Annotated in this window: 21 protein-coding genes; 11 read left to right on the top strand and 10 right to left on the bottom strand. The window is 54.9% G+C overall.

Annotation, left to right across the window (positions count from 1 at the left end; all coding sequences use genetic code 11):
- Window positions 1-32 precede the first annotated feature (32 nt).
- Window positions 33-764 carry a flagellar brake protein YcgR gene (locus tag L383_RS15105; protein ID WP_014884252.1) on the bottom strand — a complete coding sequence of 244 codons (732 nt, stop codon included), beginning with the start codon at window positions 762-764 and terminating at the stop codon, window positions 33-35.
- Between the two features lie 207 nt (window positions 765-971).
- Here L383_RS15105 and L383_RS15110 point away from each other — a divergent pair, with 207 nt between their 5' ends.
- Both L383_RS15110 and L383_RS15115 read left to right on the top strand, forming a co-directional pair.
- On the top strand, window positions 972-1,226 hold the full coding sequence (locus tag L383_RS15110) for a GlsB/YeaQ/YmgE family stress response membrane protein (RefSeq protein ID WP_014884251.1): 255 nt from the start codon (window positions 972-974) through the stop codon (window positions 1,224-1,226).
- A gap of 112 nt (window positions 1,227-1,338) precedes the next feature.
- Complete coding sequence (locus L383_RS15115; protein ID WP_023330625.1) at window positions 1,339-3,441, top strand: TonB-dependent siderophore receptor; 2,103 nt, start codon at window positions 1,339-1,341, stop codon at window positions 3,439-3,441.
- An 82-nt stretch (window positions 3,442-3,523) separates the two neighbouring features.
- Here the strand turns inward: L383_RS15115 and L383_RS15120 are convergent, their stop codons facing one another.
- A complete protein-coding gene (locus tag L383_RS15120) occupies window positions 3,524-5,209 on the bottom strand; it encodes an alpha,alpha-trehalase (RefSeq protein WP_023330624.1) in 1,686 nt (561 codons plus the stop codon).
- Between the two features lie 420 nt (window positions 5,210-5,629).
- Here L383_RS15120 and L383_RS15125 point away from each other — a divergent pair, with 420 nt between their 5' ends.
- On the top strand, window positions 5,630-6,970 hold the full coding sequence (locus tag L383_RS15125) for a carbohydrate porin (protein ID WP_023330623.1): 1,341 nt from the start codon (window positions 5,630-5,632) through the stop codon (window positions 6,968-6,970).
- 15 nt (window positions 6,971-6,985) lie between these two features.
- On the opposite strand, the gene L383_RS15130 is transcribed toward L383_RS15125, so the two are convergent.
- Window positions 6,986-7,942, bottom strand: coding sequence for an AraC family transcriptional regulator (locus L383_RS15130; RefSeq protein WP_023330622.1), 957 nt, complete (start codon window positions 7,940-7,942; stop codon window positions 6,986-6,988).
- 115 nt (window positions 7,943-8,057) lie between these two features.
- Between L383_RS15130 and L383_RS15135 the strand changes: the two genes are divergently transcribed.
- Window positions 8,058-9,245, top strand: a complete 1,188-nt coding sequence (locus L383_RS15135) for an MFS transporter (RefSeq protein WP_014884246.1) — start codon at window positions 8,058-8,060, stop codon at window positions 9,243-9,245.
- 40 nt (window positions 9,246-9,285) lie between these two features.
- Here L383_RS15135 and gap read toward each other — a convergent pair whose 3' ends face one another.
- From gap to L383_RS15155, 5 genes are all read right to left on the bottom strand, one after another.
- Window positions 9,286-10,296, bottom strand: coding sequence for a type I glyceraldehyde-3-phosphate dehydrogenase (gap, locus tag L383_RS15140; protein ID WP_023330621.1), 1,011 nt, complete (start codon window positions 10,294-10,296; stop codon window positions 9,286-9,288).
- A gap of 78 nt (window positions 10,297-10,374) precedes the next feature.
- Entirely contained in the window at window positions 10,375-11,355 is a 981-nt protein-coding gene (locus L383_RS15145) for a GlxA family transcriptional regulator (RefSeq protein WP_023330620.1), read from the bottom strand.
- 235 nt (window positions 11,356-11,590) lie between these two features.
- Window positions 11,591-12,076, bottom strand: coding sequence for a M15 family metallopeptidase (locus L383_RS15150; RefSeq protein ID WP_023330619.1), 486 nt, complete (start codon window positions 12,074-12,076; stop codon window positions 11,591-11,593).
- A 45-nt stretch (window positions 12,077-12,121) separates the two neighbouring features.
- A complete protein-coding gene (locus L383_RS0123900) occupies window positions 12,122-12,553 on the bottom strand; it encodes a hypothetical protein (protein WP_032629026.1) in 432 nt (143 codons plus the stop codon).
- 79 nt (window positions 12,554-12,632) lie between these two features.
- The gene (locus L383_RS15155; RefSeq protein ID WP_023330618.1) at window positions 12,633-13,445 is read right to left on the bottom strand and encodes a hypothetical protein; all 813 of its coding nucleotides are present in this window, start codon (window positions 13,443-13,445) and stop codon (window positions 12,633-12,635) included.
- 358 nt (window positions 13,446-13,803) lie between these two features.
- On the opposite strand from L383_RS15155, the gene L383_RS15160 reads away from it, so the two are divergent.
- Together L383_RS15160 and L383_RS15165 are read left to right on the top strand one after the other, a co-directional pair.
- Entirely contained in the window at window positions 13,804-14,772 is a 969-nt protein-coding gene (locus L383_RS15160) for a fatty acid desaturase (RefSeq protein ID WP_032629025.1), read from the top strand.
- Complete coding sequence (locus L383_RS15165; RefSeq protein ID WP_023330616.1) at window positions 14,765-15,523, top strand: phosphate/phosphite/phosphonate ABC transporter substrate-binding protein; 759 nt, start codon at window positions 14,765-14,767, stop codon at window positions 15,521-15,523. Before L383_RS15160 ends, L383_RS15165 begins: the two co-directional genes overlap by 8 nt.
- Here the strand turns inward: L383_RS15165 and L383_RS15170 are convergent.
- Both L383_RS15170 and L383_RS15175 read right to left on the bottom strand, forming a co-directional pair.
- Window positions 15,502-16,398: a LysR family transcriptional regulator gene (locus tag L383_RS15170; RefSeq protein ID WP_023330615.1), complete on the bottom strand. Its 897-nt coding sequence runs from the start codon at window positions 16,396-16,398 to the stop codon at window positions 15,502-15,504. The two genes, L383_RS15165 and L383_RS15170, sit on opposite strands and share 22 nt — an antisense overlap.
- A gap of 22 nt (window positions 16,399-16,420) precedes the next feature.
- Entirely contained in the window at window positions 16,421-18,709 is a 2,289-nt protein-coding gene (locus tag L383_RS15175) for an FdhF/YdeP family oxidoreductase (RefSeq protein WP_023330614.1), read from the bottom strand.
- Window positions 18,710-19,708: 999 nt separating this feature from the next.
- Here L383_RS15175 and L383_RS15180 point away from each other — a divergent pair.
- Genes L383_RS15180 through tssM form a run of 5 tightly spaced genes read left to right on the top strand, consistent with a single transcriptional unit; the run spans window position 19,709 to window position 26,981 of the window.
- On the top strand, window positions 19,709-20,203 hold the full coding sequence (locus L383_RS15180) for a hypothetical protein (RefSeq protein WP_014884240.1): 495 nt from the start codon (window positions 19,709-19,711) through the stop codon (window positions 20,201-20,203).
- Between the two features lie 23 nt (window positions 20,204-20,226).
- Entirely contained in the window at window positions 20,227-20,730 is a 504-nt protein-coding gene (gene tssJ / locus L383_RS15185) for a type VI secretion system lipoprotein TssJ (RefSeq protein ID WP_014884239.1), read from the top strand.
- A 28-nt stretch (window positions 20,731-20,758) separates the two neighbouring features.
- Window positions 20,759-22,102, top strand: coding sequence for a type VI secretion system baseplate subunit TssK (gene tssK, locus L383_RS15190; protein ID WP_014884238.1), 1,344 nt, complete (start codon window positions 20,759-20,761; stop codon window positions 22,100-22,102).
- 17 nt (window positions 22,103-22,119) lie between these two features.
- Window positions 22,120-23,358, top strand: a complete 1,239-nt coding sequence (locus tag L383_RS15195; RefSeq protein WP_014884237.1) for a DotU family type VI secretion system protein — start codon at window positions 22,120-22,122, stop codon at window positions 23,356-23,358.
- A 2-nt stretch (window positions 23,359-23,360) separates the two neighbouring features.
- Window positions 23,361-26,981, top strand: a complete 3,621-nt coding sequence (gene tssM / locus L383_RS15200) for a type VI secretion system membrane subunit TssM (RefSeq protein ID WP_023330613.1) — start codon at window positions 23,361-23,363, stop codon at window positions 26,979-26,981.
- The last annotated feature ends 16 nt before the right edge of the window (window positions 26,982-26,997 follow it).

The raw sequence follows: 26,997 nt of genomic DNA, 5'->3' as shown, positions 1-26,997 counted from the left end.
CAAACGGGCGGCGGTTGCGCTGCCCGATTTTTTCACAGGACTTTATTTGCACGTTCCCGTGCTTCACGCTCCAGCGAGTAGATAATACGCTGCAGCTCGCGCTCAGCGCCTGGCCCGACGTTCAGGAAACGGAAGCTCAGACGCGGCGTGGTAATCGTTTCGTTTTTGCTGTCCACCACCGTGCGCTCGCTGATGGCAATCAGCTGTGCATCGAAATAAAAGCGACCCCAGCCGCCCATATCGAGCTCAATTTGGGTAAAACGCATGCCTTCTACCAGTCCGTCCGGTTTCGCTGAATCCAGCAACGCCCCCATTCCGCCCAGCGACAGGTCAAAGAGACGGAAACGAAGCTCTTTTTTGTCCGGCATTTTGGCCTTACAAAAATAGGCAGGGTGAAGCGGGGCGCTGATGCGGAAGTATTCACGACGCTGGACAAACCAGAGGTTGCCCGGAAGAGGTGTCACAAAAGCGGGAAGTCCCTGATATTCGCTCAGTTCCAGTCGCGGCAGGACAAACTCCACTTTGGCTCCATGGGTTTCGGCCATTACCGCAATATGTTCCGCTCTTAGCGCAGCGCGGTTTTCATACTCCTGGCTGCCCAGGTCAACAATCAGTCGCTCCTGCGAAACGTCAAGGATCTTGCTGATAAACTGATTATTTGACCAGCTGATGCGCAACGGCACTTCGCCTTTTTGCAGGTCGCGTAATACCCCTAATACAGCCAGCGGATTTTGCTTGAGGAACTGCTCACTGTAATGACTCACGCCGGATGGCTCCTTGATTAATGACAGACTGTCTGAGCGTTATCGGCAATCCACACTCAAACTTAATACAAACCGGTGAGTTTTTTTTATTGCTGCACGCAAGATAAGTCGGTGAGAGGAAAATGATTTTATGCTGATGACCTATACTTACCTTAGCTGCGCAGAAGGTTTTCTGCACATGCGTTAAACCTGAAAGAGGGCATCGCTATGGGTATCATCGCCTGGATTATCTTTGGTCTTATCGCTGGCGCTATCGCTAAACTCATCATGCCGGGAAACGATGGCGGCGGCTTCATTTTGACCTGTGTTCTCGGGGTTGTTGGTGCGGTTGTGGGCGGCTGGCTGGCGACGATGTTTGGCTTTGGAGGCAACATCAGTGGTTTTGACATGCACAGTTTCCTCGTTGCTGTCGTCGGTGCCATTGTTGTGCTGGGCATATTCAGGTTACTGCGACGAGCCTAAAATGACATAGCGGCTCTCTGCGGAGGGCCGTTTTTTTTGCCTGAATCTTGATTTGTTAATCGAAATGATAATAATTGTCGTTCCGTATTGCATCTAACAATAAGACGACATTATGAACTCCTCACGTTTTACGTTATGCGCTCTGGCCGGTGCCGTCACGCTGGCATTGCAGGTCCAGGCTTTCGCCGAAGAATCTACCATCGTCGTCACGGGCTCAGAGCAGGGCAGCGCGCTGCCGGCCTGGACGAACAGCGCCACGAAATCGGCCGTTGCCGAAAGTAAAACGCCCCAGGTCATCAATACGCTTTCTGCCCCGGAAATTGAAAAGCGTCATGCGAACTCCGTGAATGAAATCCTGCGCTATGCCCCGGGCGTCTCAACCGAAGTGCGCGGTAATACCTCCTACATGAGCGAATACAAAATTCGTGGCTTTACCGTCGATCAGGAGTTCTATAACGGATTGCAGTTGCCCTATAACGTCACCGGCAATACCAAGGCTCGTATCGATCCGCTGTTGATTGACAGCGTCGATATCCTGAAAGGGCCTTCATCGGTGCTTTACGGCGGTGGTTCGCCGGGCGGGCTGGTGAATATTCAAAGTAAAAAACCGCAGCGGGAAGCGCGAACGGAGGTCGGTTTTAATACCGGTAACCGCAACCTGAAAGAGGGCTATCTCGACTCAACGGGGCAGATAGCCGACAGCGACTGGAATTACCGTCTGCTGGGCAAGGCGACGGAGAATGACGATCAGCCGCACACCACCCGGTATGAAAATTACCTGGTCGCCCCGTCCGTCACCTGGCAACCCGACAGCAAAACCCGTCTCACGCTCGATGCGCTGGCGCAAAACTCCCCGAGCCTGACGCCGTCAAATCCGCTCCCGCTGTCTTATCTGCGCTCGAAATATGCCGATCGCCGTGATTACGCCGGAGATGAATGGAGTGGGTTTAAGCAGCGCCAGTGGATGCTGGGCTATAGCTTTGAACACGAGTTTGACAGCGGCTGGGGCTTTAACCAGAAAGCGCGCTATTTTGACGTCGATACCCACCAGCGCAGCGTCTATGCGACAGGAACGGGGAGTGAGGTTTATCAGCTCAACCGCTTTGCTTACACCACCGATGAAGATCTTAAGAGCTTCAACATCGACAACCAGGTGACGAAAACCGTTGCGCTGGGTGAATGGCAGCACCATCTGCTGGCCGGGTTTGACTATCAGAAGATGAACTCGCATTTCCACTACCGTTACGCGTCGGCCACGCCAGGCATGGACATGCGCGATCCTGACTATGCGCAAATCAGCGAAGGCGCATTGGGGCTCTACACCGCCCAGAAGAATCGCCTCAGCTATCAGCAGAACGGTTACTACCTGCAGGATCAGGTGGAATTCGGTGGCTTAAATCTGTTGGGTAGCCTGCGCTACGACGATTACCGCTCCGTCACCACCGATTACCTGAAAAACGGGGATAAAGCCTGGGTGTCGCAGGACCGCGTCACCAAACGTCTGGGCGCGCTTTACGCCTTCGATAACGGTGTTTCACCGTTTATCAGTTATTCCGAAGGTTTTGCGCCGGTGTCACCGCAGGGAACGCTTACGGCAAAAGACGTCAAACCGACCACCAGCAAGCAGGTGGAAGGCGGGGTAAAATATCTGCTGGCTGAATACGCCACCACCTTTACCGCCTCGGTGTTTAACATCCGGCAGAAAAACGTTGTCACCTCCGATCCGGGCTTCCTGAATTATCGTCAGACCGGGGAAGTGGAATCCAAAGGGGCAGAGCTCTCCGCCATTAGCCGTCCGACGGACAACCTGACGCTGATTGCCAACTATGCCTACACCCATGCGATCAATACCGAAGATGATAAATACCAGGGTAAACGTCCAACTCAGGTGCCGGAGAACGCTTTCAATCTGTGGGGGGACTACACTTTCGAGAGTACGCCGCTGAAAGGGCTGATGCTGGGGGCTGGGGCACGCTACACCGGTCCGATGGAAATTTCACCGGCTAACGATGCGGGTAAACTGGGCGGCACCACGCAGTACGATCTGGCGGCCTCGTACCGGATGGGCGAAATCCTGCCTTCGCTGGCGGGACTTACGCTTAAGGCGAGTATGCAGAACATCACCAATAAAGAGACGCTGACCTGCTACGACGCAACCAACTGCTGGATTGGGCGTGACAGGACGTATCAGCTAGGGGCGAGCTACAGCTTCTGACTGCCCGGTGGCGCTGCGCTTACCGGGCCTGCAAACCCAACGCAGGCCCGGTAAGACGTAGCCGCCACCCGGCAATACCCACTTACTGCGCCGTCGCTTTCACCGGCGCCGCTTCGTCATTCGCCGCAGGCTGATTTTCCGGTACGCTGTCACACGGTTTCTCTTTCGGACAGACCAGATCCAGCATTTTCAGCGTCACGCCATTACTCCAGCCGAACCCATCCTGCAGCGGGTACTCGCCACCGCCGCCGCCCGTACCGGTTGTTGATACGTCATATTTCTCCACCAGTTTCTTCTCGCGGTCGTAAGTGTGCTGCACGTTCTTCAGGAAGCGCCAGGTGACATCCATCGCCACCTTATTCTGCCCGTAATTCTGCAACCCTTCCGTCGCCACCCACTGCAGCGGAGCCCAGCCGTTTGGGGCATCCCACTGCTGTCCGCTGTTGATCGTGGTGGTGGTAATGCCGCCCGGTTTCAACAGGCGCGAGGAGGTCGCCGCGGCAACTTTATCGGCACGCTCCTGCGACGCCGCCTTCACGTAGAGCGGGAAGAGAGCGGCCGCGGTAAGCTGATTACGCACCTTCTTACTCTTGAGGTCGTAATCGGCATACCAGCCCTCTTTATCATTCCACAGGTGGTTCTCGATGGCTTTCTGACGCGCGGTTGCCAGCGCCTCGTATTTACTCGCCGCGGCGCTGTCGCCTGAATCCTGGCTTGCCCGCGCGAGCAGTTTTTCCATTTTAAACATCAGCGCGTTCAGATCGACGGGCACGATGCTGGTGGTGCGGATCGTGCCGAGTTTTTGCGGATCGTCCATCCAGCGGGAGCTAAAGTCCCAGCCCGAGGCCGCTGCGGAGCGCAAATCACGGTAGATCTCAGTCGCGGGTCGGTTAGGGTTGTTTTTGGCGGTATTGACGTCGTCAAGCCAGGACTCGGGGCGCGGAGTATCGCGGTCATCCCAGTAGCGGTTGAGCACCGAACCGTCATCCAGCTTCACCACGCGCTGGTTAGCTTGCCCTGGCTGAAGAGAATCGACGCCCTCCATCCAGTAGGCGTACTCTTTTTCCATTTGCGGGCGATATTTCTTTAGCGCATCGCTGTCGTGCGTCGCCAGCAGTTCCACCATCATGGAGAAGAACGGCGGCTGGGAGCGGCTCAGGTAGTAGCTGCGGTTGCCGTTGGGGATATGTCCAAAGGTATCAATCTCCCAGGCGAAGTTATCCACCATATCGCTGATTTTGTCCCAGTGGCCGCTTTCCGCGAGACCCAGCATGGTGAAATAGCTGTCCCAGTAGTAGACCTCGCGGAAGCGTCCGCCGGGCACAACGTAAGGCTTCGGTAACGGCAGCAGGGAATCCCATTTATTACTGGCTTTATCGGTGGTACGCGTCAGTACGGGCCAGAGATCGTCAATATGCTCGCGTAAACTTTGTCCTGCGGGCGGAACATACTTTTCGCCTTCCGCAGGCAGCGTGAAGTTCATCTCTACAAAGTGGCGCAGATCAAAGCTGGACTGGGTGTGCTGCATCCGGTAATCCGCCAGGATCATCAGCGGATCGCTTTTGGGGACGGCATCAGCGAAGGTTTTCTGATCGGGAAACAGTTTGGCACTTTGCACATCATTAAAGAGAGGGCCAAGTAAAATATCGGGGGAATTTTTCTGGAACGCAGGCTGTTCATCAGCATAACTCAATGTCGTCGCACCGAGCAGTGCGCCTCCCAGCGCGAGGTGCAAAAGAGCAGGGCGTAAAGTGCGAGGTCTTATCATCTGTTCGTCTCCTGTATTCGCTCAGCAGCGTGACCGCTGTTATCAATCACCTGAAAACCTTAGACGAATATCGACCGCTTCGCGTGTTCAATATCCCATTTTGCGCAGAACCAGACAATTTACCGCTTCGCCCGTCCGGTCCGGCCGGGAGGAATTAGTTGTGCAAATGAAATTAAAAGAATTATGTCTTTAAATAATCATATATATTGCACGTTAAAATATACATAAACCTAATGAAATAAGAGTGTGAAGCGGGTGGTCTTTCTTCTCTTCATTACCGCAAGTTTTCTCTGTGCCGATCACACAAGTTAAAAATCATAATTACGTTGTGAAAAAACATAATAGCACCGTTGAGGGTATTTGGTGGAAATGGCTGTGCTCGATATTTGGGTATTCACTTTTATAATCAGGATGGATTCTATGCAATTAAAGAAAACGGTAATTCTGATAAGCGCATTCTATTCCGGCGCACTTTTGGCGGCACAACCCTCAATGAACGTGGAAGAAAAGCTGGCGCAACTGGAAGCGCAAATTCAGGAGCTTAAACAGCAGCAGGCCGCCGCGACGCAGGCTGCGCCAGCCGTTGTGGTGCAGTCGGAAGAGCCGGTGAGCAAAACCGCTCCGCCAAAACTGACGCTCTCAGGGTTTGGTGATATTAAATTTTACGGTGATGTGGAATTTAATATGGATGCCGCCAGTAAAACGGGTAGCCTCACGTCTGTTAAGCAAAGTGCTAATAGTGACTGGGCGCCGGGCGATAAAGAACGCTGGGATATTAACGGACGTATTTTATTAGGCTTTGATGGTTATCGTAAAATGGATAACGGCAATTTTGCCGGGTTCTCCGTCCAGCCGCTCGGCGACCTCGCCGGGCAAATGTACCTGGATGATGCGGTATTCTTCTTTGGCACTGAGAATGACTGGGAAATAAAAGTCGGACGCTTTGAGGCCTATGACATGTTCCCGCTCAACCAGGATACGTTTGTGGAATACTCCGGGAATACCGCAGACGATCTCTACAGCGACGGCTACGGCTATATCTATATGCTGAAGGAGGGGCGTGGGCGAACCGACAGCGGGGGCAACTTCCTGATGAACAAGACGCTGGATAACTGGTATTTTGAGCTGAATACCCTGTTTAAAGACGGCAGCGATTTGTATGTCGACCAGCGTTATCACGGTGCAGAACTTGAGAACGACAAAAATGTGGCCTACGTGCGCCCGGTCATCTCGTGGCAGAATGGGCCGTTTTCCAGCGCGGTTGCCATGGAGACCAACCTGGTCAACAACGCTTATGGCTATCGCGACGATGCCGGGCGCTGGGTAGACCAGTCAGAGAGAACGGGCTACGGGTTCACGATGACCTGGGACGGGCTCAAAACCGATCCGGAAAACGGAGTGGTCATGAATCTCAACACGGCTTATCTGGACGCGACGGGCGAAACCGACTTTACCTCAGCTATTAATGCCCTCTGGCGTAATTTTGAGTTGGGTTACATCTATGCCCATAACGAAATCGACGAGTTTAATACCTCAACGTTTGACGCAGAGTGTGAAAACGACTGCTGGATAACCGACCCGGGCGAGTATGACATCCATACCATCCATACCTCGTACCTGATCCCGAACGTCATGAAGATGAAAAACTTCAACATCTATCTGGGCGCGTATGCGTCATGGGTCAATGCATCCCCGAAAGAGGGTGACAATAAAAATGACGATCGCTACGGTGGTCGCGTGCGCTTTAAATACTATTTCTGATGTCCTGTCAGTCGGTCAGACCTCTTCCGGGGTCTGGCTGACTTCCCGAAGCGTGCCCGGCGCATGGCCGATGATGCGCTTAAATGCCCGGCTAAACGCCGCCAGAGACCCGTAACCGAGCCGCAGCGCGACGGTTTCAATCGGTTGATTTTCATGGCGAATATACTGAATAGCCAGTCGCATTCTGAGCTCGCTGAGATATTTTGCCGGCGTCGTCCCCGTCGCCGCCAGAAACCGTTCAGCGAACACGGAGCGGGAGGTGCCCGCTTCTTTCGCCAGATCCGCCACGCTCCAGTTCAGGCCCGGCTGCTGGTGCATGGCGTAGATGGCCCGGCTCAGACGCGGATCGCGTAAGACCTGCACCCAGCCCGTCGCTTTACCACAGCCTGCTTCAACCCAGCCCCGAACAATCAATGCCGCCACCACGTCAGCCAGACGGGCGAGGATCCCGGCAAACCCGACCTGACGCGTCATGGACTCGCGCTCCATCGCGGCCAGCAGCGGATGAATTTCCGGCCAGGTGGACATCAACCGGCTGACCATCATCACTTCCGGCATCGCTTTGATCAGCGGCTGCATGCCGCCCAGCTCAAAATCCATACACCCGCTAAAGATGATGGTGTTTTCGCTCTCCGGGCAGGGCTCACAGGTAATGGCACAGACCGAACTACAGATGGGCTCGCTGGGGAAAGCGTTGACTGGAGTGATGGTTGCCTTGTCGTCAGAGAGCAGGGCATGGGCATTACCGCCAGGAATAAACAGCGCATCGCCGCTGCTCAGTTCGAAGGTTGCACCGCTGTCCATTCGCAGCAGGGCGTTGCCGTGGCTCACAAAATGGAACTGCGCCTTGCCCGGTGCCTGATGGAACGCGACGCCAAACGGTGCACTGGCTTCAATCCGGCGGTATTTCACCCCCGACAGACGCATGCCGCGTAAAAGTTCGCTGATCAAATCGGGTGACTGTGCGGTCATGGCGTAACTCCGGACGAATAATCAATAAGTGGAGATTATATGTCATAGATCGTCCAGGGTGAACCCTCTATGCTTTTGCGACAGTTGTCACACTTTTATAACGGGAGATCAACAGATGAATGCATGTGTCGAGGCGAGAGAGGCCGTCGCGCCTGCCAAACCCGCCTGGCGAGCCGTCTATTCACTGGGGCTGGGGGTTTTTGGTTTGATAACGGCGGAGTTCCTGCCCGCCAGTTTGCTGACGCCGATGGCCGCGAGCCTGGGCGTCAGTGAGGGGATGGCCGGGCAGGCCGTGACCGCCACGGCGCTGGTGGCGTTAGTCACCGGACTGCTGATCACCCCGGCGACCCGGAAAATCGATCGTCGCTGGGTATTGATGTTTTTTTCCGTGCTGCAAATTATCTCCAGCCTGCTGGTAGCCTTTGCGCCCACTCTGCACGTTCTGCTGATGGGGCGTCTGCTGTTAGGGGTTGCCATCGGTGGGTTCTGGGCGATGTCGACGGCCACAACAATGCGTCTGGTTCCGGCGGACAAAGTGCCGAAAGCGCTGGCGGTGATCTTCTCCAGCGTGTCGATCGCCACCGTGGTCGCGGCCCCGCTGGGGAGCTATCTGGGAAGCCTGATCGGCTGGCGCAACGTCTTTATTCTCTGCATTCTGCCGAGCATGCTGGCGCTGCTGTGGCAGATCTGGGTGCTGCCGTCCATGAAGCCAGAGAGTAGCGGTAGCCTCGGCACATTGTTCCGCGTGCTGCGCCGTCCTGGCATGATTGGCGGCATGCTGGCGACCATTCTGATCTTTAGCGGCCATTTCGCCTTCTTTACCTACCTGCGCCCGTTCCTTGAAACCGTCGGACAGGCAAATGTTGAAACCATTTCGCTGATCCTGCTGGGCTTCGGGCTTGCCAACTTTGTCGGCACCTCCATTGCCGGGCATCTGCTGGCCCGTAATCTGCGCCTGACGCTGGCCCTCGTGCCGTTCGGCATGGGCATACTTGCGCTGATGATGGTGGCGTTTGGTCATCTGGCGATGCTGGACGGATTACTGGTGGCGCTGTGGGGCTTTGCGTTCGGTCTGGTGCCGGTGGGCTGGTCAACCTGGCTTGCCACCACCGTTCCGGATGAAGCGGAAAGTGCCGGAGGGCTGCTGGTGGCGTCCATTCAGCTGGCGATTAGCGCTGGCGCGGCCGGGGGCGGGGTGGTGTTTGACCTCAACGGGGCCAGCGGCGTGTTTGCCGGAAGTGGTTTCCTGCTGGTGACGGCGATGGTCATTGTATTTATGGGCGTGAAGGTCAAAGCGGCGTGATTTTATGCCGGGTGGGGGCTTATCCCACCCGGCTTGAGGCTTACAGCCCTTTTTTATCCATCAGCACCGCCAGGTCCACCAGGCGGTTGGAGAATCCCCACTCGTTGTCATACCACGCCAGGATCTTCACCATGTTCCCGCCAATCACCAGCGTGGAAAGCCCGTCGATAATGGAGGAGCGCGGATCGCCCTGATAATCGCTGGAAACCAGCGGTTCATCGCTATACCCCAGAATGTCTTTCAGTGGCCCACTGGCTGCCGCACTGCGGAATGCGTCATTCACCTCTTCGGCAGTCACGTTACGGCTCAGGGTGACCGTCAAATCGACGATCGATACCACCGGAACCGGCACGCGCAGAGAATACCCGGTCAGCTTACCGTCCAGAGAGGGGATGACTTTGCCGAGCGCTTTTGCAGCGCCGCTGGAGTAGGGCACAATCGACAGCGCCGCCGCGCGTGCACCGCGCAGATCTTTTTCCGGCTGATCGTGCAGTGCCTGGCTGTTGGTATAGGCATGCGTGGTATTCATCAGGCCATGCTCAATCCCGAACTGCTGATGCAGTACCTGCGCGGCCGGAGCCAGACCGTTCGTGGTACAACTCCCGTTACTCACGACAACGTGCTGAGCCGGATCATAGCGATCGTGGTTCACGCCCATGACGACGGTCAGATCGTCGTTCTTGCCGGGCGCGGAGATGATGACGCGCTTTGCACCACCGTGCGTGACGTGCACCGCAGCTTTTTCCCGCTCGGTAAAGAAGCCGGTGGCTTCAATTACCACATCCACGCCAGCTTCACGCCACGGAATATTTGCCGGATCGCGTTCGCTAAACACCACGATCCGCTGGCCATCAACCTGCAATGCGCCGTCAGCCGCTTCAACCGGTGCGGGCAATTTACCCAGAAGGGAATCGTGTTTCAGCAGGTGGGCGAGGGTTTTGCTGTCCGTCAGATCGTTAATGGCCACAATCTGAAGATCCGGGTTACCCAGCGCTGCGCGCAGGAAATTACGTCCGATACGGCCGAAACCGTTAATACCGACCTTAACCATGGTGCACTCCTTATCTCTGTTGTCTGGAGTCACTGTAGGCGTCAGGCCGATTGGCGTAAACGACAAAAAAGGATCAGATTACGCCATCCTGCGGCAGTGGAAGCGCTGGCGGTACTCGCCCGGGGTAAGGTGGAGCTGTTTCTCAAACACGCGGCGCAGGTTAATGCTGGTGCCAAACCCGCTTTGCTCAGCAATGCGCTCAAGGGAATCACGGGTTTGCTCAAGCAGCTGTCTGGCGGCGGCCAGGCGCGCTTCGGTTACGTAGCGGGCAGGTGGAACGCCTGCGTCCCGGGTAAAGACCCGGGTGAAATTGCGCGGGCTCATCGCCGCTTTCTCGGCCAGATTTTCTACGCACAGGTCGGCAGTGAGGTTCTGTAGTATCCAGGCCTGCAGGTCGCTTATTGGCCCGGACGCGCCGGACGGCTGAAGGCTATAGCGGCTAAACTGCAGCTGACCGCCGGGCCGGCGCAGGTACATCACCATATCCTGCGCCACGTCGCGGGCGAGGGTGAAACCATAGTCATCCTCCACCAGCGCAAGAGTGAGATCAAACCCCGAGCTCACGCCGCCGGAGGTCCAGACGGGACCATCCTGAATATACAGTGGACCGCCTTCGACGCGGATAGCCGGATACTGGGTTTGCATGGTCTCCAGCAACCGCCAGTGGGTGGTTGCGCGACGACCATCCAGCAGGCCGCTCTGGGCCAGCAGCATCGCGCCGCCGCAAATGGAGGCTATCCGCCGGGCATGCGGCGCAGCAAGGTGCAGCCAGTCCACCACCGCCGTGCTCTCCTGCTCGTTCATCCCGCGTCCGGTGATGATAATGGTGTCCAGCGGTTCACGCGGATCCAGTTCAGGCAGACGATAGTCCGCCAGCAGATTCAGGCCGGACTGACCGTGGATCACCTGGTGCGGCTGCGTGGTGGCGATAATAATGCGGTAGCGGGGGTGCGCAAGCCCTTCCGGGTGCAGCCGGTTAGCCTGCATCAGAATGTCGGCGATACCGGCGGCTTCAAACAGCATGCCGCCGTCAGGGACGATAATTAAGATCTTCTTCATGTCCTGAAAAGTACCTTTATCACAGAATAAGTCAAGCCGCGCGACGCTAATACGAAGCAGTGTTTGGCTCGTTCCGCCCTCAACAACGCCGGGCTGTTCAGATGAGTTATGCAAGATTTTATTTAGAATACCATTGTTGGCATAAAAAAAATCACCGACTTCTTGAGGACGGTGATTTCAGTTAACCAACTAAAATTATGTTTAGTGAATATTATTTTCTGCGGTGAGGTTCTCGCTAAAGATCCTGATAAGGATCGTAAGTGGAATCTGGATACCACATCCCGCTAAACAGCATAGCCTGACGACCTATTGTACAACGTTGAACATGGTCATCATCGATGAAACTATGTTTAATATTAGGCGTGCCCCAATCACCACCCCAAAGAATTTTGTTGTGATAGGCAAGCTGGCCTAATAATGAAAAATCCCCCTTCCATGAAGGGTCTCCCCCCACATTTTTTACGATATCACACGCTAAGCCATAATGATGAACGCCGACATTTTGAAGCTTTGTTGCCCCCTGGGCATAAAGCAATGCTTGTCTTTGCTGACTTCGATAAGTTTCGAAAACCATCAACTCAAGACCGTTGAGGCGGGCCTGCTCAATAATATTCTGTACAATTTTTCGGGTAACAGGTTCCAGTAGATTAATATCGTCAATACGTTCTTCGCTGTTAAAGCGCTTATCATTTCGAATAGTGTTTATGTAGAAATTAGCCATCACTCGCCTCGCCATAGTTAGAAAGAATGAAAATTACACGAGCATTTACTTTCCGATAGCAGCTACCTTATTAAAAACATAGGGCGCAAAAAGTGTACCACTGAACATTAAATACTTACCGATGTCGGTAAAGTTATTGTCTAAATTGCTTGCATCATTAAATAAAGCATAAATGGCGTGATAACCACTTGAGATAAAAATAATTGAAATTATGACCATACCTACAAATGCAATCAAGCGACTAGAGCTCGCAAAAGGCTTTGACGCTTGAACGATGGGCGCTGGTGCTGCCAGGTGTTGAGGTGCATCCGGATCTACGGTCTCTGGAGGAACAACATTTGGTGGCTCGGATAAAGCATCTGCCAATGACCATTGGCGCATTTTTAATACTGCAAATATCCGGCTAAAAGCAATCAGATAAGCCAAGGTCATGGGAATATAAATAAAGTATTGAATAAATATTGGTTTGCATTCCATAACATGGCCTTTTGTATGTTGAGTAATTCTTCTGAAAACCTTGCTGTATTCCTTTCCGCAGTTTAATATATAAGTTATATTATTCAATATTGTCTATCGGGGTGTCTTTGTGATTCGGTGATATTTTGCACAAGCCTATGTTGGCCTCAATATTATCTGCAAGAACGAAAATGGCAGCATCATCAATATGTTCATTAAATCCTAAAGTTAGCCCATAAGCACGTATACCCTTATTATTTTTCAAAGCCTGTCCTGATGCTTTTTCTTTTGTCAGTAGCTTTGACACTACACTAATGTCCGGTGCAACAATACTCATAGTCGTTTGCTGTTTTTCAAGCTCAAACTCAAGATCGTTAAGCACGCCATCAACATACGGTTTTAAAACCCCAGCTAAAGTATTGTTTGTATCATTGATAATAATTTTCTGTTGTTGTGAATTTAATTCTGTCATGGATTTATACATGCAGTTTAATTTCTCTCTGGTAATATTATAGTTCAAGATCTGCACATCATAATTATATCTCTGCGATATGGTGTTTCCCCCAACAGCGACTCCCCCACTATACAGAGCAGTTGTTATGGCACCACTGGCTGCGGCAATCACTGAAGTTAATCCACCAAGAAAACCTATATCGCTAATGGAATACTTTTGATTCGCAAGTTGCGTCGTTTTTTCTTTTAAAGTTAAATCCATTAATTTAATTTTGGCTGCAAGCCTTTCATAATCACTGGATTCCATGGAGTCATCAATTTTAATGTTATCAATAGAGAGTTTTTCATTATGATTTTTAATCACAAGGCCTTTGGTAAGAGGAAATGCAGGTGTCGATGTCGGATAAGGACTTGTACACGATGTTGCCATCAAGCATATGGCAGTGATTTTAAATCGCATATACACCTCATGAGATTAATTTGATAAGGCGCTTTTTAATTTAATTTTATAAGAGATGCATCGGATATCAACAAAATAAAATATTTATGTTTACTTTTAAATGCAACAAGATAATTTAAATTTAGGGTAAGGAGATATAAAAGCAAAGTGATTGGGACTGATATGGCTGTGTTTCAGAAGAGAATAGGTTTTCTTAAGTTCTTCTTCATGTCCTGAAAAGTACCTTTATCACAGAATAAGTCAAGGCTGCGTGTGGGCCTCTGTTTCTGACAAAGCAAAGCGATTTAAGTTCTTTGTCATTTCAGACGTTATCCCCGATCGTCATTGTAGTGTCTCTGGCGAAACGGCGTCTGAAGGAATGGGTAAACGAAGATCTCTCTATTTGCATCCGCAGCAGCGCGATCGCATCCACCATCTTGCATCAGGATTTCTGTGGCGAAGCGAATTGCCCACATGGCTGCTGATCCTGACGATTTACGCTGGCTGGTTTACCACGCTGACGTTCTGGCAAACGCTCGGCCTGCTGCCCGCCACGCTGCTGCTTATCTGGTTTACCGCCTGGTACATGTCCCTGCAGCATGAGTTGATCCACGGGCATCCCACGCGTTTTGCCTGGCTTAACCAGCTGTTTGGCACGCTCCCGCTGGCGGTCTGGTATCCCTATGGCCTGTACCGGGATTCCCATCTGGCGCATCATCGTCACGACAGTCTGACCATCCCGGTGGATGACCCGGAGTCGTACTATTTTACAGAGGCGAGCTGGGCGCGCTTTTCTCCCTGGCAGAAGCGCATGATCCAGGCCCGCAATACCTTCTGCGGGCGGATAGTGCTGGCACCGCTGCTGGATATTTTGCAGACGCTGGGGATCGCCGTGGCGGCCTTTCGTCAGCGTCAACGGCGGGCGATGGCGATGTGGCTGATTCACGCTGTGCTTCTGGCGGCGCTTTTCACCTGGATGACGCATAACGGCTTTTCACCCGTCTGGTTTGTGCTGGCGGTAAGCTATCCGGCGCTGGCGCTGACCAAGGTCCGTTCCTTTTACGAACATCGCGCGGCGGACGATCCGCTGGCGCGTTCCGTCATTAACGAGGCTGGGCTATTCTGGCGGGTACTGTTTTTAAATCTCAACTACCATTCCATTCACCACGATTTACCGGGCGTTCCCTGGTATGGGTTACAGACGATCTACCACCAAAACCGCGAGGCGTACCGGCAGCGTAACCACGGTTTTGTAGTCAGGGGCTATGGCGAATGGCTACGCCAGTTCTCGACCCGGCCAGTGGCGGTCACCGTTCACCCCGGAAAACAAGAGGAAAGATATGAGTAACCTGCTGGCGTTTCCCATGTATGCCGTGGATCGCGCCGACACTCGCGCGCTCTGGCTGGCGGTACAACAACGTCTGGCCGACCGGGGCGTGTACGTTGAGCGTGTCCCCCGCTGGCCCGAATCAGACCTGCTGCACCACTGGCAGCAGCCGGCGCTGATTCTCAGCCAGACCTGCGGCTACCCGCTGGTCACGCAGCTCCCGGAGGTGCAGGTGGTGGGCTGTTTTCACTACACGGCAGCGGGATGCGAAGGGAGCCACTACCGCAGCTTTCTGGTGACGCGCTCGGAGGATCGGCCTCTTACGCTGGCGGATTTTCGCGGACGCCGGGCGGTCTGTAATTCTCCTGACTCGCAGTCCGGCTATCACGCGCTGCGAAAAAAAGTGGCACCGTGGGTGACCCGCGCCCCTTTCTTTTCGCAAACGTCATTCAGCGGCAGCCACCGTCAGTCGCTGATTGACGTCAAACGTGGGAAGGGTGATATCGCCGCTATCGACTGTGTCACCTGGGCACTCCTGCAGCGTCATGAGCCGGAAGCGTTGGCGGGGCTGACGGTGATTGACCAAACTCCGCTAACGCCGGGCCTGCCCTTAATCACGTCGCCTCATACACCTCCTGACACGCTTAACGCCATCCGCGATGCGCTTCACGCGCTGGTAACCGTCCCGGAGCACCGGGCGGTCTGTGATGCGGTGCTGATCGGCGGGTTTAGCGTGGTCACGCGCCAGGCTTATGCGTTATTGTCCGCATGATAAATCTCCTGCGCGTCGGTAAAACAGCGCAGCGCCAGGGAGGAGAGGGGTTTTTGCCTGCGCATTATCAGGCCGATGGGCGCCTCAATGTTCGCGTCGGCGATGGGGACAATCCTGAAATGGTTGTTTAGTGCCTCAAGCCCGTTGTTCAGCGGCATCACGGCGCAGCAAACGCCGCTCTGAACCGCCTGAATGATCTGGAACGTAGAGTCGCTCTCGAAAACGGATCTGGGTTCGATTCCAGCGGCGGCAAAGCTGGCCTCCATATGCGCCCGGTAATGCATCCCTTTTGTCAGGAACCCCAGCGGAAAATCCGTCAGGTCCTGCCAGGTCAGCGGCCTCGGGTCCAGCTGGAAATGACGAATATCATGCAGCAGGCCCATCTTCGTCTCAGGCAACTGAATAATGTCAAACAGACTGGTATCGATGCTGTTGAGATAGCAAATACCCAGCTCCAGCTGGTTGCGGCTGACGCCATCGGCAATGTGTGCAGAGGACATGGAATAGAGGCTGTAGGTCAGCTCCGGGTATTTTTGCGTCAGCTGGCGGATAAAGATCATCGGATCGACGCTCGCCAGCGGAACCATCCCCAGGCGTAATTCACCCACCACCTGGCCTTTGCACAGCGCGGCTTCCGCCTGTAGTCCGTCGTGAGCGGCAAGCAGAGCACGCGCCCACGCCAGGATCCGTTCGCCCTCTGGCGTAAAACCCTCAAAGCGCTGTCCGCGCGCAATCAGCACCAGACCGAGCTCCTCTTCCAGGTTGCGGATGCGCATGGAGAGGGTCGGCTGGGTGATGTTGCACTGCGAGGCCGCTTTACCAAAATGACGGGTCTCGTCGAGCGCAATTAAGTATTTTAACTGTTTAATATCCATGGATGACTCTTCGCGAACAGCCTTACAGCATTCGGATCTCTTTCGAGCGCAGGATGATGCGAACCGGAACGGATTTGTAAGACGGTGTACCGCTGTCCTTATCCAGATAATCGAGCGGCACCAGCACGTTGGCCTCCGGGTAATAAGCCCCGACTGAACCCCGCGCGATGTGGTATGCCACTACGGTAATGTCTTCCAGACGCTGAACGCTGCCGGGCAGGGCGGTTTCGATATCCACGCGGTCGCCGTGTTCCAGCCCTGACAGGGCCATATCCTCTTCGTTCATAAACAGCACGTCGCGGCGGCCAAACACGCCACGGTAGCGGTCGTCCAGAGCATAAATGGTGGTGTTGTACTGATCGTGGCTGCGCAGCGTAATCAGACGCAGAACATGCTCGCCTTCGCCGCTGGCGTTCTCGTGTACGCCGTCGAATACGGAGAACATCGCTTTTCCCGTCGCCGTTGGCCAGACGCGTTTCGTTGGGGGAAGCGGCATTCGGAAGCCGCCCGGAATACGGATCCGCGCATTGTAGTCCTCAAAGCCCGGGATGGTCTGCTCGATCAGATCGCGGATACGGTCGTAATCTTCAACCAGCGTTATCCAGTCCACGCGGGTCTCCTGCAGGGTGGCTTTCGCCATGCCGGCGACGATGGCGGGTTCTGAACGGAGTAACGGTGAGGCGGGTTTCAGCTTGCCGGAGGAGGCGTGCACCATCGACATGGAGTCTTCGACGGTGATGGACTGACGACCGGTGGCCTGAACATCCAGCTCGGTACGGCCAAGGCATGGGAAAATAAACGTCTCTTTACCCACCAGCAGATGGGTACGGTTCAGCTTAGTACCAACGTGAACACTCAAATCAAGGTTACCCATTGCCGGGAAGCCGTTCTCGTGATCGGGCATCGCGACGGCAAAGTTACCGCCGAGGCAGATAAGCGCTTTCGCCCGACCGTCGATCATGGCCTGGGTCGCCTGCACCGCATCATGCCCATGGTGAGAAGGCGGCTCAAAGCCAAACACCTCTTTCAGACGGTTCAGGAAGGCCGGGGTGGGCTTCTCGCTAATCCCGACGGTACGGTTCCCCTGAACGTTAGAGTGGCCGCGAAGAGGGCATATTCCCGCACCGGGCTTGCCGATATTTCCGCGCAGAAGCAGCACATCAGCGATCAGCCGGACGTTTGCCGTGCCTTTATTGTGCTGGGTAATCCCCATCCCGTAGGTAATGATGGTGGCGTTGGATTTCGCATAGGCCTCGGCCACCTTTTTGAGCGCAGCCTGGCTGAGCCCGGACTCGCGCTCAATGTCATCCCAGCGCGTCTGCGCGATGTCGGCGGCAAAGTCATCAAAGCCCTGGGTGTGTTCTGCGATAAACGAGTGGTCGAGCACGTTACCGCGTTCGGCCTCCATTTCCAGCAGGTGTTTGGCCATACCTTTCAGCGCGGCGGCATCGCCTCCGGCCTTCACCTGGAAGTAGGTCGAGGCGATGTCCGTTGAGCTATAGGTTGCCATTTCAATGACGCTTTGCGGGTCAGCAAAACGTTCCAGGGCGCGCTCGCGTAACGGGTTAAAGACGATAATCGGCACGTTGCGTCGCGCCAGCTCATGAAGCGTACCCATCATCCGCGGATGGTTCGTGCCGGGGTTATGGCCGATGGAGATCACCAGTTCGGTGTTATCGAAGTCGTCCAGTGAGACGGTGCCTTTCCCGATCCCGATGGAGCGGGGTAGACCGACGCTGGTGGCCTCGTGACACATATTCGAGCAGTCGGGGAAGTTATTGGTGCCGTATTCGCGTGCAAACAGCTGGAAAAGATACGCCGCTTCATTAGAGGCTCGCCCGGAGGTATAGAACTCGACCTGGTCCGGTTCAAGCTCGCGCAACACCTCGCCGATACGTTGAAACGCCTCGTCCCACTCAACCGGCTTGAACGTGTCGCTTACCCGGTCATAGCGCAGAGGATGCGTCAGACGACCATACCCTTCCAGCTCAAAGTCAGATTTAGCCAGCAGAGAAGAGACGGTGTTTTCCGCCAGGAACGCGGGGGTAACGCGTTTGCTGGTGGCTTCCCAGGTTACCGCTTTGGCGCCGTTCTCACAAAACTGGAAGGTCGATTTGTGTTCTTTATCGGGCCACGCGCAGCCCGGGCAGTCAAAACCATCAGGCTGGTTGGTGCGCAGCAGCGTGGCGGGGGCATCAAAGGTATCCATCTGGGTTCGTACCGCAATGGCTGTCGCTTTTAGCGCACCCCAGCCGCCGGCAGGGCCATCATAGTGTCTGATACCGGGAACTGAGCGTCTTTTCTTGTTCATACCTACTCCTGACTTGTTCGGTCATACCGCGCCTGCGCCCGTCAATCCACTGCAAAGGGCAATAAGTTAAAGCAATGAGGGTTGGGTGGGGAAGTGCACGCGACGCAACATAATTGCTTATCTTAAATGCTATTTATTACAGCGGCTTAATTGACAGGCGGCTTAAATATTTAATGAAATTATAACGTTTTTTTATCATTTTAATAATAAATTATATCTATCATCCAGTAGGTGGGGTAGATAGCGGTGGGCGAGGAAGGATGTAGCACCGATAAAATTTCGAATGAAGGCTCAGGTCGATCAGAAACAGAAATGCCACGGCTGGCAGGGGGTATAGCACCTTCAGGATTAAAATAGGGACCTGAATGTTTATTCTGGCTTAATGATTAATGACTGTTTTGAAGTCTTATGCGGTAATTATCACAGCGTGAAATATAGAGTTATTTTGAGTAGTAAAATTAACGCCCGCGTCATAAGTGAAATAGGCGTCCTGCGAGCGGGCAGTACGGTTAATATTAAAGATACCCTGTTAGTGCAACAAATAATTCATCGGCGATATATTGTTTTGACATCACCAATAGGAGAGTTCTACTAATTATGGTAGTGGCGATAATAGCTTTATTGCGTTAATGAAAGTCGTTCTCTTTTGTGTTTTTTATTTATATAACAATAGCTTACGTCTGTGTATGAAGTGAAAATAAGTGAAGGTAGGCCATGTCGGGTTTTTTTATCAGATAAATCCTATAATGTTTCGACTGCTTCATTAACCGCCACTTACGTAGCGGTAAATATTGAATTGATGCGAAGCTTATGTAAACTTGTTTACCGTTTGTCAAAATATGTCAGGAAGACGCTGGGCCTTATTCTGAAAGGTTCGTGCGGTAGCTATGCCCTCAAAATAGTAACACCCCGAAATTATCCTGACTATTTTAACAATAGCACCTAAGTCAAATTTCATCCCCTTATCTCCATTATCGAAATATCGCTACGGAAAAGCATATGAAAATGCGCGTACTGTTTTCACTTCTGTTTGTCATGGCGGTGGCGGGCTGTAAAGCGCCACAGAAACCTGCAATCAACGACGACACGATCGTGACCAGTCAGGTCAACGGTGTCACCTTAACGCACCGTCACGCCGTGTTACCGCCGACGGAATTCACTCCGCTCAACGAGCCTTATCGTGCCATGTATCCGGCTTCCCTGATGAGCCGTCCTGACTTTGGCGGAAAGGTTATCCGTACGCTGGAAACCGGAAAAACCTACGTGGTGCTGGGTCAGGTTGAACACTACTGGATGGCGCTTGCCGATGAGGGTAATGACCAACTGATTGGTTACGTCCCGATGCGTGCAGTTATCAAAGCCGACCAGTATGAAGCGACCGTCCGTAAACAGGCCATTCGTCCTAAGGCGCGTAAAAAAGCGACCTGCGTTGATGTCGATGGCAACAGCAAAGCCTGCAAAGACAGCGCTAACGGTACCTGGATCCTGAACTAAACGGCTTTCGTGGGCGTATTTTTATGAATAATAAAAATTTTCATAAGCTGTGGTTGGTCTTTTACGCGGCGGTTTTCGCCCTTGTGAGTGGTTGTACGTCGTCTTCACACAGCGACCCCTCCCGCTACAATCTGCAGTTTCAGGCTCATCCACAAATCAATGATTCTGCGCCGCTTAAAGTCCGTGTGCTGTTGTTGAAATCCGATGCGGATTTCATGTCCAGCGACTTCTATTCCCTGCAGAACAACGCGTCAGCAACCCTTGGCGCGAATCTGCTGAACAGCGATGTGTTCTTCCTGATGCCGGGACAGCTGTCGAAAACCCTCAGCGGTCAGAGCGATCCCGAGGCTCGCTACATCGGCGTGATGGCGGAATATCAGAAGCTGGATGGTAAAAAATGGCGCGTGTCTCTCCCTCTGCCTGTGCCAGGCGAAAATCATATCTACCAGTTCTGGAAATGGTCCGCGGATGAACTCCAGGCCAACGTTTTTCTCGACGTAAATGGCATTCGGGTCATCAGCCAGTAACGCGCTTCACAACAGGAAACACATCATCATGACGAAAGCAGAAAAGGTCGTCTGGACCGAAGGCATGTTCCTGCGTCCACACCATTTTCAGCGGACTGAAAGTTATCTGCTCAACCACGTTCGTGAATGGGGTGCGTTGCAGCGTTCCTATCTTTGGGGCTTTCTTGATGTTGAACTCGACGAAGCGATGCTTCGTCAGGGATGCATTGCCCTGAGCTACTGCAGTGGGCTTCTGCCAGACGGGACCTTCTTCCAGGTGCGCAACGGACGCAATGGTCCTGTGCCGCTTAAAATCCCTGACAATCTCACCAACGAAAAGGTGGTGCTCGCGCTGCCGGTACGTCGTGGCGAGCGGGAAGAGGTGATCTTCAGCGAAGAGCCGGCCTCGCTGGCGCGCTTCATCGCGTTCGAGCAAGAGGTCGAAGACGACAACGCCATGTCGGTGGGGGATGCCACCGTACAGTTTGGCCGCCTGCGCCTGACGCTGATGCTGGAAAAAGATCTCACGGCAGAATGGACCGCCATCGGCGTGGCGTTTGTCACTGAAAAACGCCACGACAACCACGTCCGGCTCGATAACAGCTACATCCCGCCGATGCTGAACGCCAATAACAGTCCGCAGATCTACAGCATGATTAACGATCTGCACGGCTTACTGGTGCAGCGCAGCCAGCAGATCGGCGGCCGTCTGCGCCAGCCTGGCCGTTTTAACACCTCGGAACTGATTGAATTTACGTTACTGTCGCTGGTGAACCGTCATCTTGGCGAGGTTTCGCATTTAAAAACGCTGCCGCTGCTGCACCCGGAAACCCTCTGGCGCAGCTGGCTGCCGTTTGCGTCCGAGCTTGCCACCTGGACTCCACAACGGACCACGGAGAGCGTGCTGCCGGTCTACGATCACGACGATCTGGCGAACTGCTTCAGTAAGCTGATGCTGATGCTGCGTCAGGGGCTGTCGCTGGTGATGGAAGACCACGCTATTCAGCTGCCGCTTAACGAGCGCTCGCATGGTCTTAACATCGCCACCGTTCCTGAAACCAGCATGGTACGCGAGTTTGGCTTCGTGCTGGCCGTCAAAGCGAATGTGCCCGGCGAACACCTGCAAACCCATTTCCCTGCGCAGATGAAAATCGCGCCGGTGTCGAAAATCCGCGATCTGGTCCAGCTTCAGCTGCCGGGCATTATGCTGCGCGCCATGCCGGTCGCGCCGCCGCAGATCCCGTGGCATGCAGGCTACAGCTATTTCGAGCTGGAGAAGGGCAGCGAGCTGTGGCACGAGATGGATAAGTCCGGCGCCTTCGCCCTGCACCTGGCAGGGGAGTTCCCGGGGCTGGATATGGAGTTTTGGGCCATCCGTAGCCCGACAGAATAATAAAGCGAGCGCTTAATATGCAGGAACGACAGGATACCGGCAGTGATGCCGCGTTTACCGGAGCCAGTAGCAACAATCAGCTGGTGGCGGCCGCTAATCCGCTGCTCAATGCGATTCCGCAGATCCGTCATTCGGTTTCACATGACGATCAGGTGGCGTTACGCCAGCGCCTGATCGATGAGATTCGCCGTTTTGAAGTCCGCTGTCAGCAGGCGGGGCTACCCTACGAAGTGATCGTTGGGGCGCGTTACTGCCTTTGCACGGCGCTGGATGAGGCCGCTGCGCTTACCCCCTGGGGCAGCAGCGGCGTCTGGTCAAGCAATGGCCTTCTGGTGACGTTCCATAACGAAACCTGGGGCGGCGAGAAGTTTTTCCAGCTGCTGGCGCGTCTGTCGCAGAACCCGCGCGAACATATCCTGCTGCTGGAGATGATCAACTACTGCCTGCTGCTCGGTTTCGAAGGGCGTTACCGTGTGCTGGACAATGGTCGCACCCAGCTTGAGACCATCAAGCAGCGGCTGTGGCAGATGATTCGCGGCGTGCGGGGCAGCTATCCGCCACCGCTGTCTCCCCACCCGGAAGATCGCCCGGTGCTGCGTAAGCTGTGGCGGCCGATGGTTCCCCTGTGGGCCTGCGTGGCGCTGGCCGGGTTTATCGCCTGCCTGTTTTATATCGTCCTTAACTGGCGTCTTGGCGATAACACCAGTCCGGTCCTGGCGAAGATTTATCAGTCCCAGCTGCCGGAAACCACCATTCAGCAACCGGCCCGTCAGTTGCCCGCTGTGCTAAACCTGCGCGGCTTCCTGAAGCCTGAAATCGAGGCAGGTCTGGTCGCGGTAAAAGATGAAGCGGATCGCAGCGTCGTTATCCTGAAAGGAGACGGGCTGTTTGCCTCCGCCTCGACGGTGGTGCGTGACCGTTATGAACCGGTTGTTAACCGCATTGCGCAGGCGATGAACAATGTCAGCGGCAAAATTCTGGTGGTGGGTTACAGCGACAACGTTCCAATCCGCAGCGCGCGCTTCGCTTCCAACTATGAGCTTTCTCTGGAACGCGCCCGCTCGGTACAGAAAATGCTGCAAGGAAGCCTCTCTCAGCCAGACCGCGTGAAAGCGGAAGGGCGGGGTGAGATTAACCCGGTAGCACCAAACACGACGCCGGAAAACCGCGCCCGTAACCGCCGTGTGGAAATTACTCTGCTGGTGTCGCCTGAAAATACTCAGGCTGAGCTGAACGGATTGCCGCAAGGAAACTAAGGATGCTGACTACACTTCTTTCCATTCTGACCAACCGCATTCTGTGGAGCTTCCTGGGCGTAACCGCGCTTGCGGCGGTGATCTGGATGATTGGTCCGCTGTTGTCCATTGTGGATACCCGACCCCTGGAATCTGAACAGAACCGCATTATCAGTATTGCTGTGGTCTATCTGCTCTGGGCGCAGGGACACATTCTGCCACGTCTTTATAACGCCTGGCTGAACCGCAAGCTGATGGACAAGCTCAACGAGAACACCACCAGCCCGGAAGCGGCGGATCCGCAGAAACGCCTGAACAGCGAGGAACAAATCCTTGCCAGCCGTTTCGATGAAGCCGCGCAGATGCTCAAAAAAGCGCACTTCAGCAAAGCAGGACAGGGCGCCCAGTGGACGCAACGCTTCAGCACGCAATACCTGTATCAACTGCCGTGGTACGTCATTATTGGCGCACCGGGCTCCGGTAAAACCACGGCGCTGGTTAACTCCGGACTGCAATTCCCGCTGGCTGACCGTTTCGGTAAGACCGCGCTGCGCGGTATCGGCGGTACGCGCAACTGCGACTGGTGGTTCACCAACGAGGCTGTGCTGCTCGACACGGCGGGCCGCTATACCACGCAAGAAAGCGAGCAGGTGCAGGACGCCGGTGAATGGCTGCAGTTCATGGGGTTACTGCGTAAGTACCGTCGTCGTCAGCCGATCAACGGCGTCATTGTCACCATCAGCATCTCTGATCTGCTCACCCAGTCTGCGGAGGCGTCACGCCAGCAGGCGGTGAATCTGCGCCAGCGTCTTTCTGAACTGCATGAGCAGCTGGGTATCCGCTTCCCGGTTTACGTGATGGTCACCAAAGCTGACCTGCTCAAAGGCTTCCGTGCGTGGTTTGCCGACTACGACAAAGCGCAGCGGGACCAGATTTGGGGCTTTACGCTGCCGTGGGAGCAGACCAAACACGCCGATTACGACCTGATGGGCAACTTCCAGCAAGAGTTCTCGCTCTTGCAGCAGCGCCTCGATGCCGGGCTGCCGGAAACCATGCTGAAAGAGCATGACGCGAAAACCCGTGCTGAAGCGTATCTCTTCCCGCAGGAGTTCGCCGCATTGCGTCCCCTGCTGGCGGATTACCTGAGCACTGTCTTCGCCCGCTCCAACTTTGAAACCGAGTTCTCTCCGCGTGGGATCTACTTCGCCAGCGGCACCCAGGAAGGGATGCCGTTTGACCGCGTCATGGGCGAACTGAACCGTGCGCTCTCTCTGCCGGAAGGGGGAGAGAGTGATAACTGGGATTCGGTAAGTAAAGACGCGCCGATCCCTGGGGCGAAAGGCCAAAGCTTCTTCATCAAGAACCTGCTGCAAAACGTCATTTTCCAGGAAGCCGGCATTGCCGGAGAAAACCGCTGGTGGGAACTGCGTAACCGGGCGGTGATCTGGTCCGGCTATGCGGCGCTGCTGGCCCTGCTGGTGATACTCGGCGGACTGTGGCTGACCAGCTATGCCAAAAATAAGGCCTATCTGGAAGAGGTGGATGCGAAGGTGCCGCTGCTGGATCAGCAGAGCAAAGCCTTGCAGAACCAGCCGCAGCGCGATCTGTTCGATCTGCTGCCGCTGATGAATGGTCTGGTTGATCTGCCAAAAAGCGATGCGTTTGATGTAAACGATCCGCCGGTTTCCCGTCGCATGGGGCTCTACCGCGGAGATGACGTCAGCGATGCCTCTCAGTCTCTGTACCAGAAAGCGCTGGATCAGCTGCTGTTGCCAGCGGTCGCCATGCACATCACCACCTGGCTTCGCAACGATAATGGCAGCGACGTGGAGTACAGCTATGAAGCGCTGAAAGCCTATCAGATGCTTTACCAGCCGAAGCACTACGACGGCAAATTCCTGCATTCATGGGTGATGCTCAATCTGCAGCGTAACCTGCCGCAGAACGTGACGAAAGCGCAGCTGCAGCAGCTTGAATGGCACCTGACGCAGCTGCTGGAGCCGAAAATTCAGGCTTCGCCGTACGCGCAGGACGCGTCCCTGGTGGCGCGTGAACGCGCGCTGATCAATCAGCAGCCGTTATCCACTCGCGTGTATGGTCGTCTTAAGCGTCTGCTGGAGCATGATGAAAACCTTAAGCCGGTCTCCCTTTCCGACCTGGGCGGACCGCAGAGCGAGCTGGTGTTTTCACGCAAAAGCGGCAAGTCGGTAAGCGACGGCGTGCCGGGTCTTTATACGCCAGACGGTTACTGGAAAAGCTTTAACAGCCAGATCGACAGCGTGACCACCGCACTGCATGAAGACGACGCCTGGGTGTTGGGCGCCGCGACGGCGCAGGAGGATAAACAGCAGATCGACAACGCCGTGCGTCAGCTCTACATGCGCGACTTTATCGCTACCTGGGATCGCTTTCTCGCCGACATTCAGCTTAACAACAGCGCCGATCTTTCCCAGCGCATCAACACAGCGCGTCTGCTCTCAGGCGCAAACTCACCCCTGCGCCGTCTGGTGCAGAACCTGAGCCAGGTGCTGACGCTGTCGCGCGATACGCCAGCCCCGGAAGACGCCGGTAAAGCGCAGGCGCAGAGCAACCGTGCCACCCGCACGCTGGAAGCGCTGTTCAGTAATAATGACACTGCCCCGACGCAGGCCGCTGCCGTTACCCAGGCCCCGGAACAGCTGGTGACGGACCACTATGCACCGATGATTGAGCTGGCTCAGCCGCTGGAGAAGGGGGGCAAGACCATCGTCTTTGATGATTTTCTTAAGCAGGTGGATGAGCTTTATCGTTACCTGACCGCCGTACAGGATGCCGCCAACAGCGGCATGCCAGCGCCGGGCGGCGAGGCGATCAGCCGTCTGCAGGCCAGCGCCGGTCGTCTGCCGGGTGGGCTGCAGACCATGTTCAGCAATATGGCGGTAGGTGCCAGCAGCGATACCCAGCGCCGCGATCTGGAGAACGTGCGTAAGCGGATTAACGTCGAAGTGGGCGGGTTCTGCCGCCAGGCCATTGCCGGGCGTTATCCGCTGGTGCGTAGCGCCAGCACGGAAGTTACCCCAGACGACCTCGCCCGCATGTTTGCGCCAGGTACCGGGCTGATGGACACCTTCTTTCGCGACAACCTGACCAATAAAGTCGATACCACCCAGGCAAACTGGCGCTTTATGCCGGGCATCGACGGTAAAACGCTGCCGGGAAGTGAAGGGCTGCTGAGACCGTTCCAGCAGGCCCAGTCGATTCGCGACGCCTTCTTTGCGAATGGTGCCACCACGCCGTCTTTCAAGGTCACGGTACGCACCGTGCGAATGGATAACACCATCCTGAACCTGACGCTGGACGTTGACGGCCAGCTGCTGCGCTACAGCCACGGTCCGCAAGCCGTTCAAATCATGAACTGGCCGGGGCCGGGCGGCACCAACCAGGTCCGCATGCAGTTGGGGCTGGCTAACGGCAGCACGGCGACGCTGGTGACCAACGGTGCCTGGGCACTCAACCGCTTTTTCGATAAAGCGAGCACCAGCCCGGGCGCCGGTAGCCTGAGCCGTCAGGCCACCTTCAACGTCGACGGACATCAGGTCACGCTGGAGTTTGCGCCAAACAGCATTCGCAATCCGTTCCAGCTACCCCGTTTCTCATGCCCATAACCGCAAGGACAGCCGT

The sequence above is a fragment of the Enterobacter sp. MGH 37 genome (assembly GCF_000534515.1).
In the GTDB taxonomy this organism is placed as follows: Bacteria; Pseudomonadota; Gammaproteobacteria; order Enterobacterales; family Enterobacteriaceae; genus Enterobacter; species Enterobacter kobei.
Note: the sequence above shows the minus strand (reverse complement) of the source record. Positions and strands in the feature narration are given on the sequence as shown.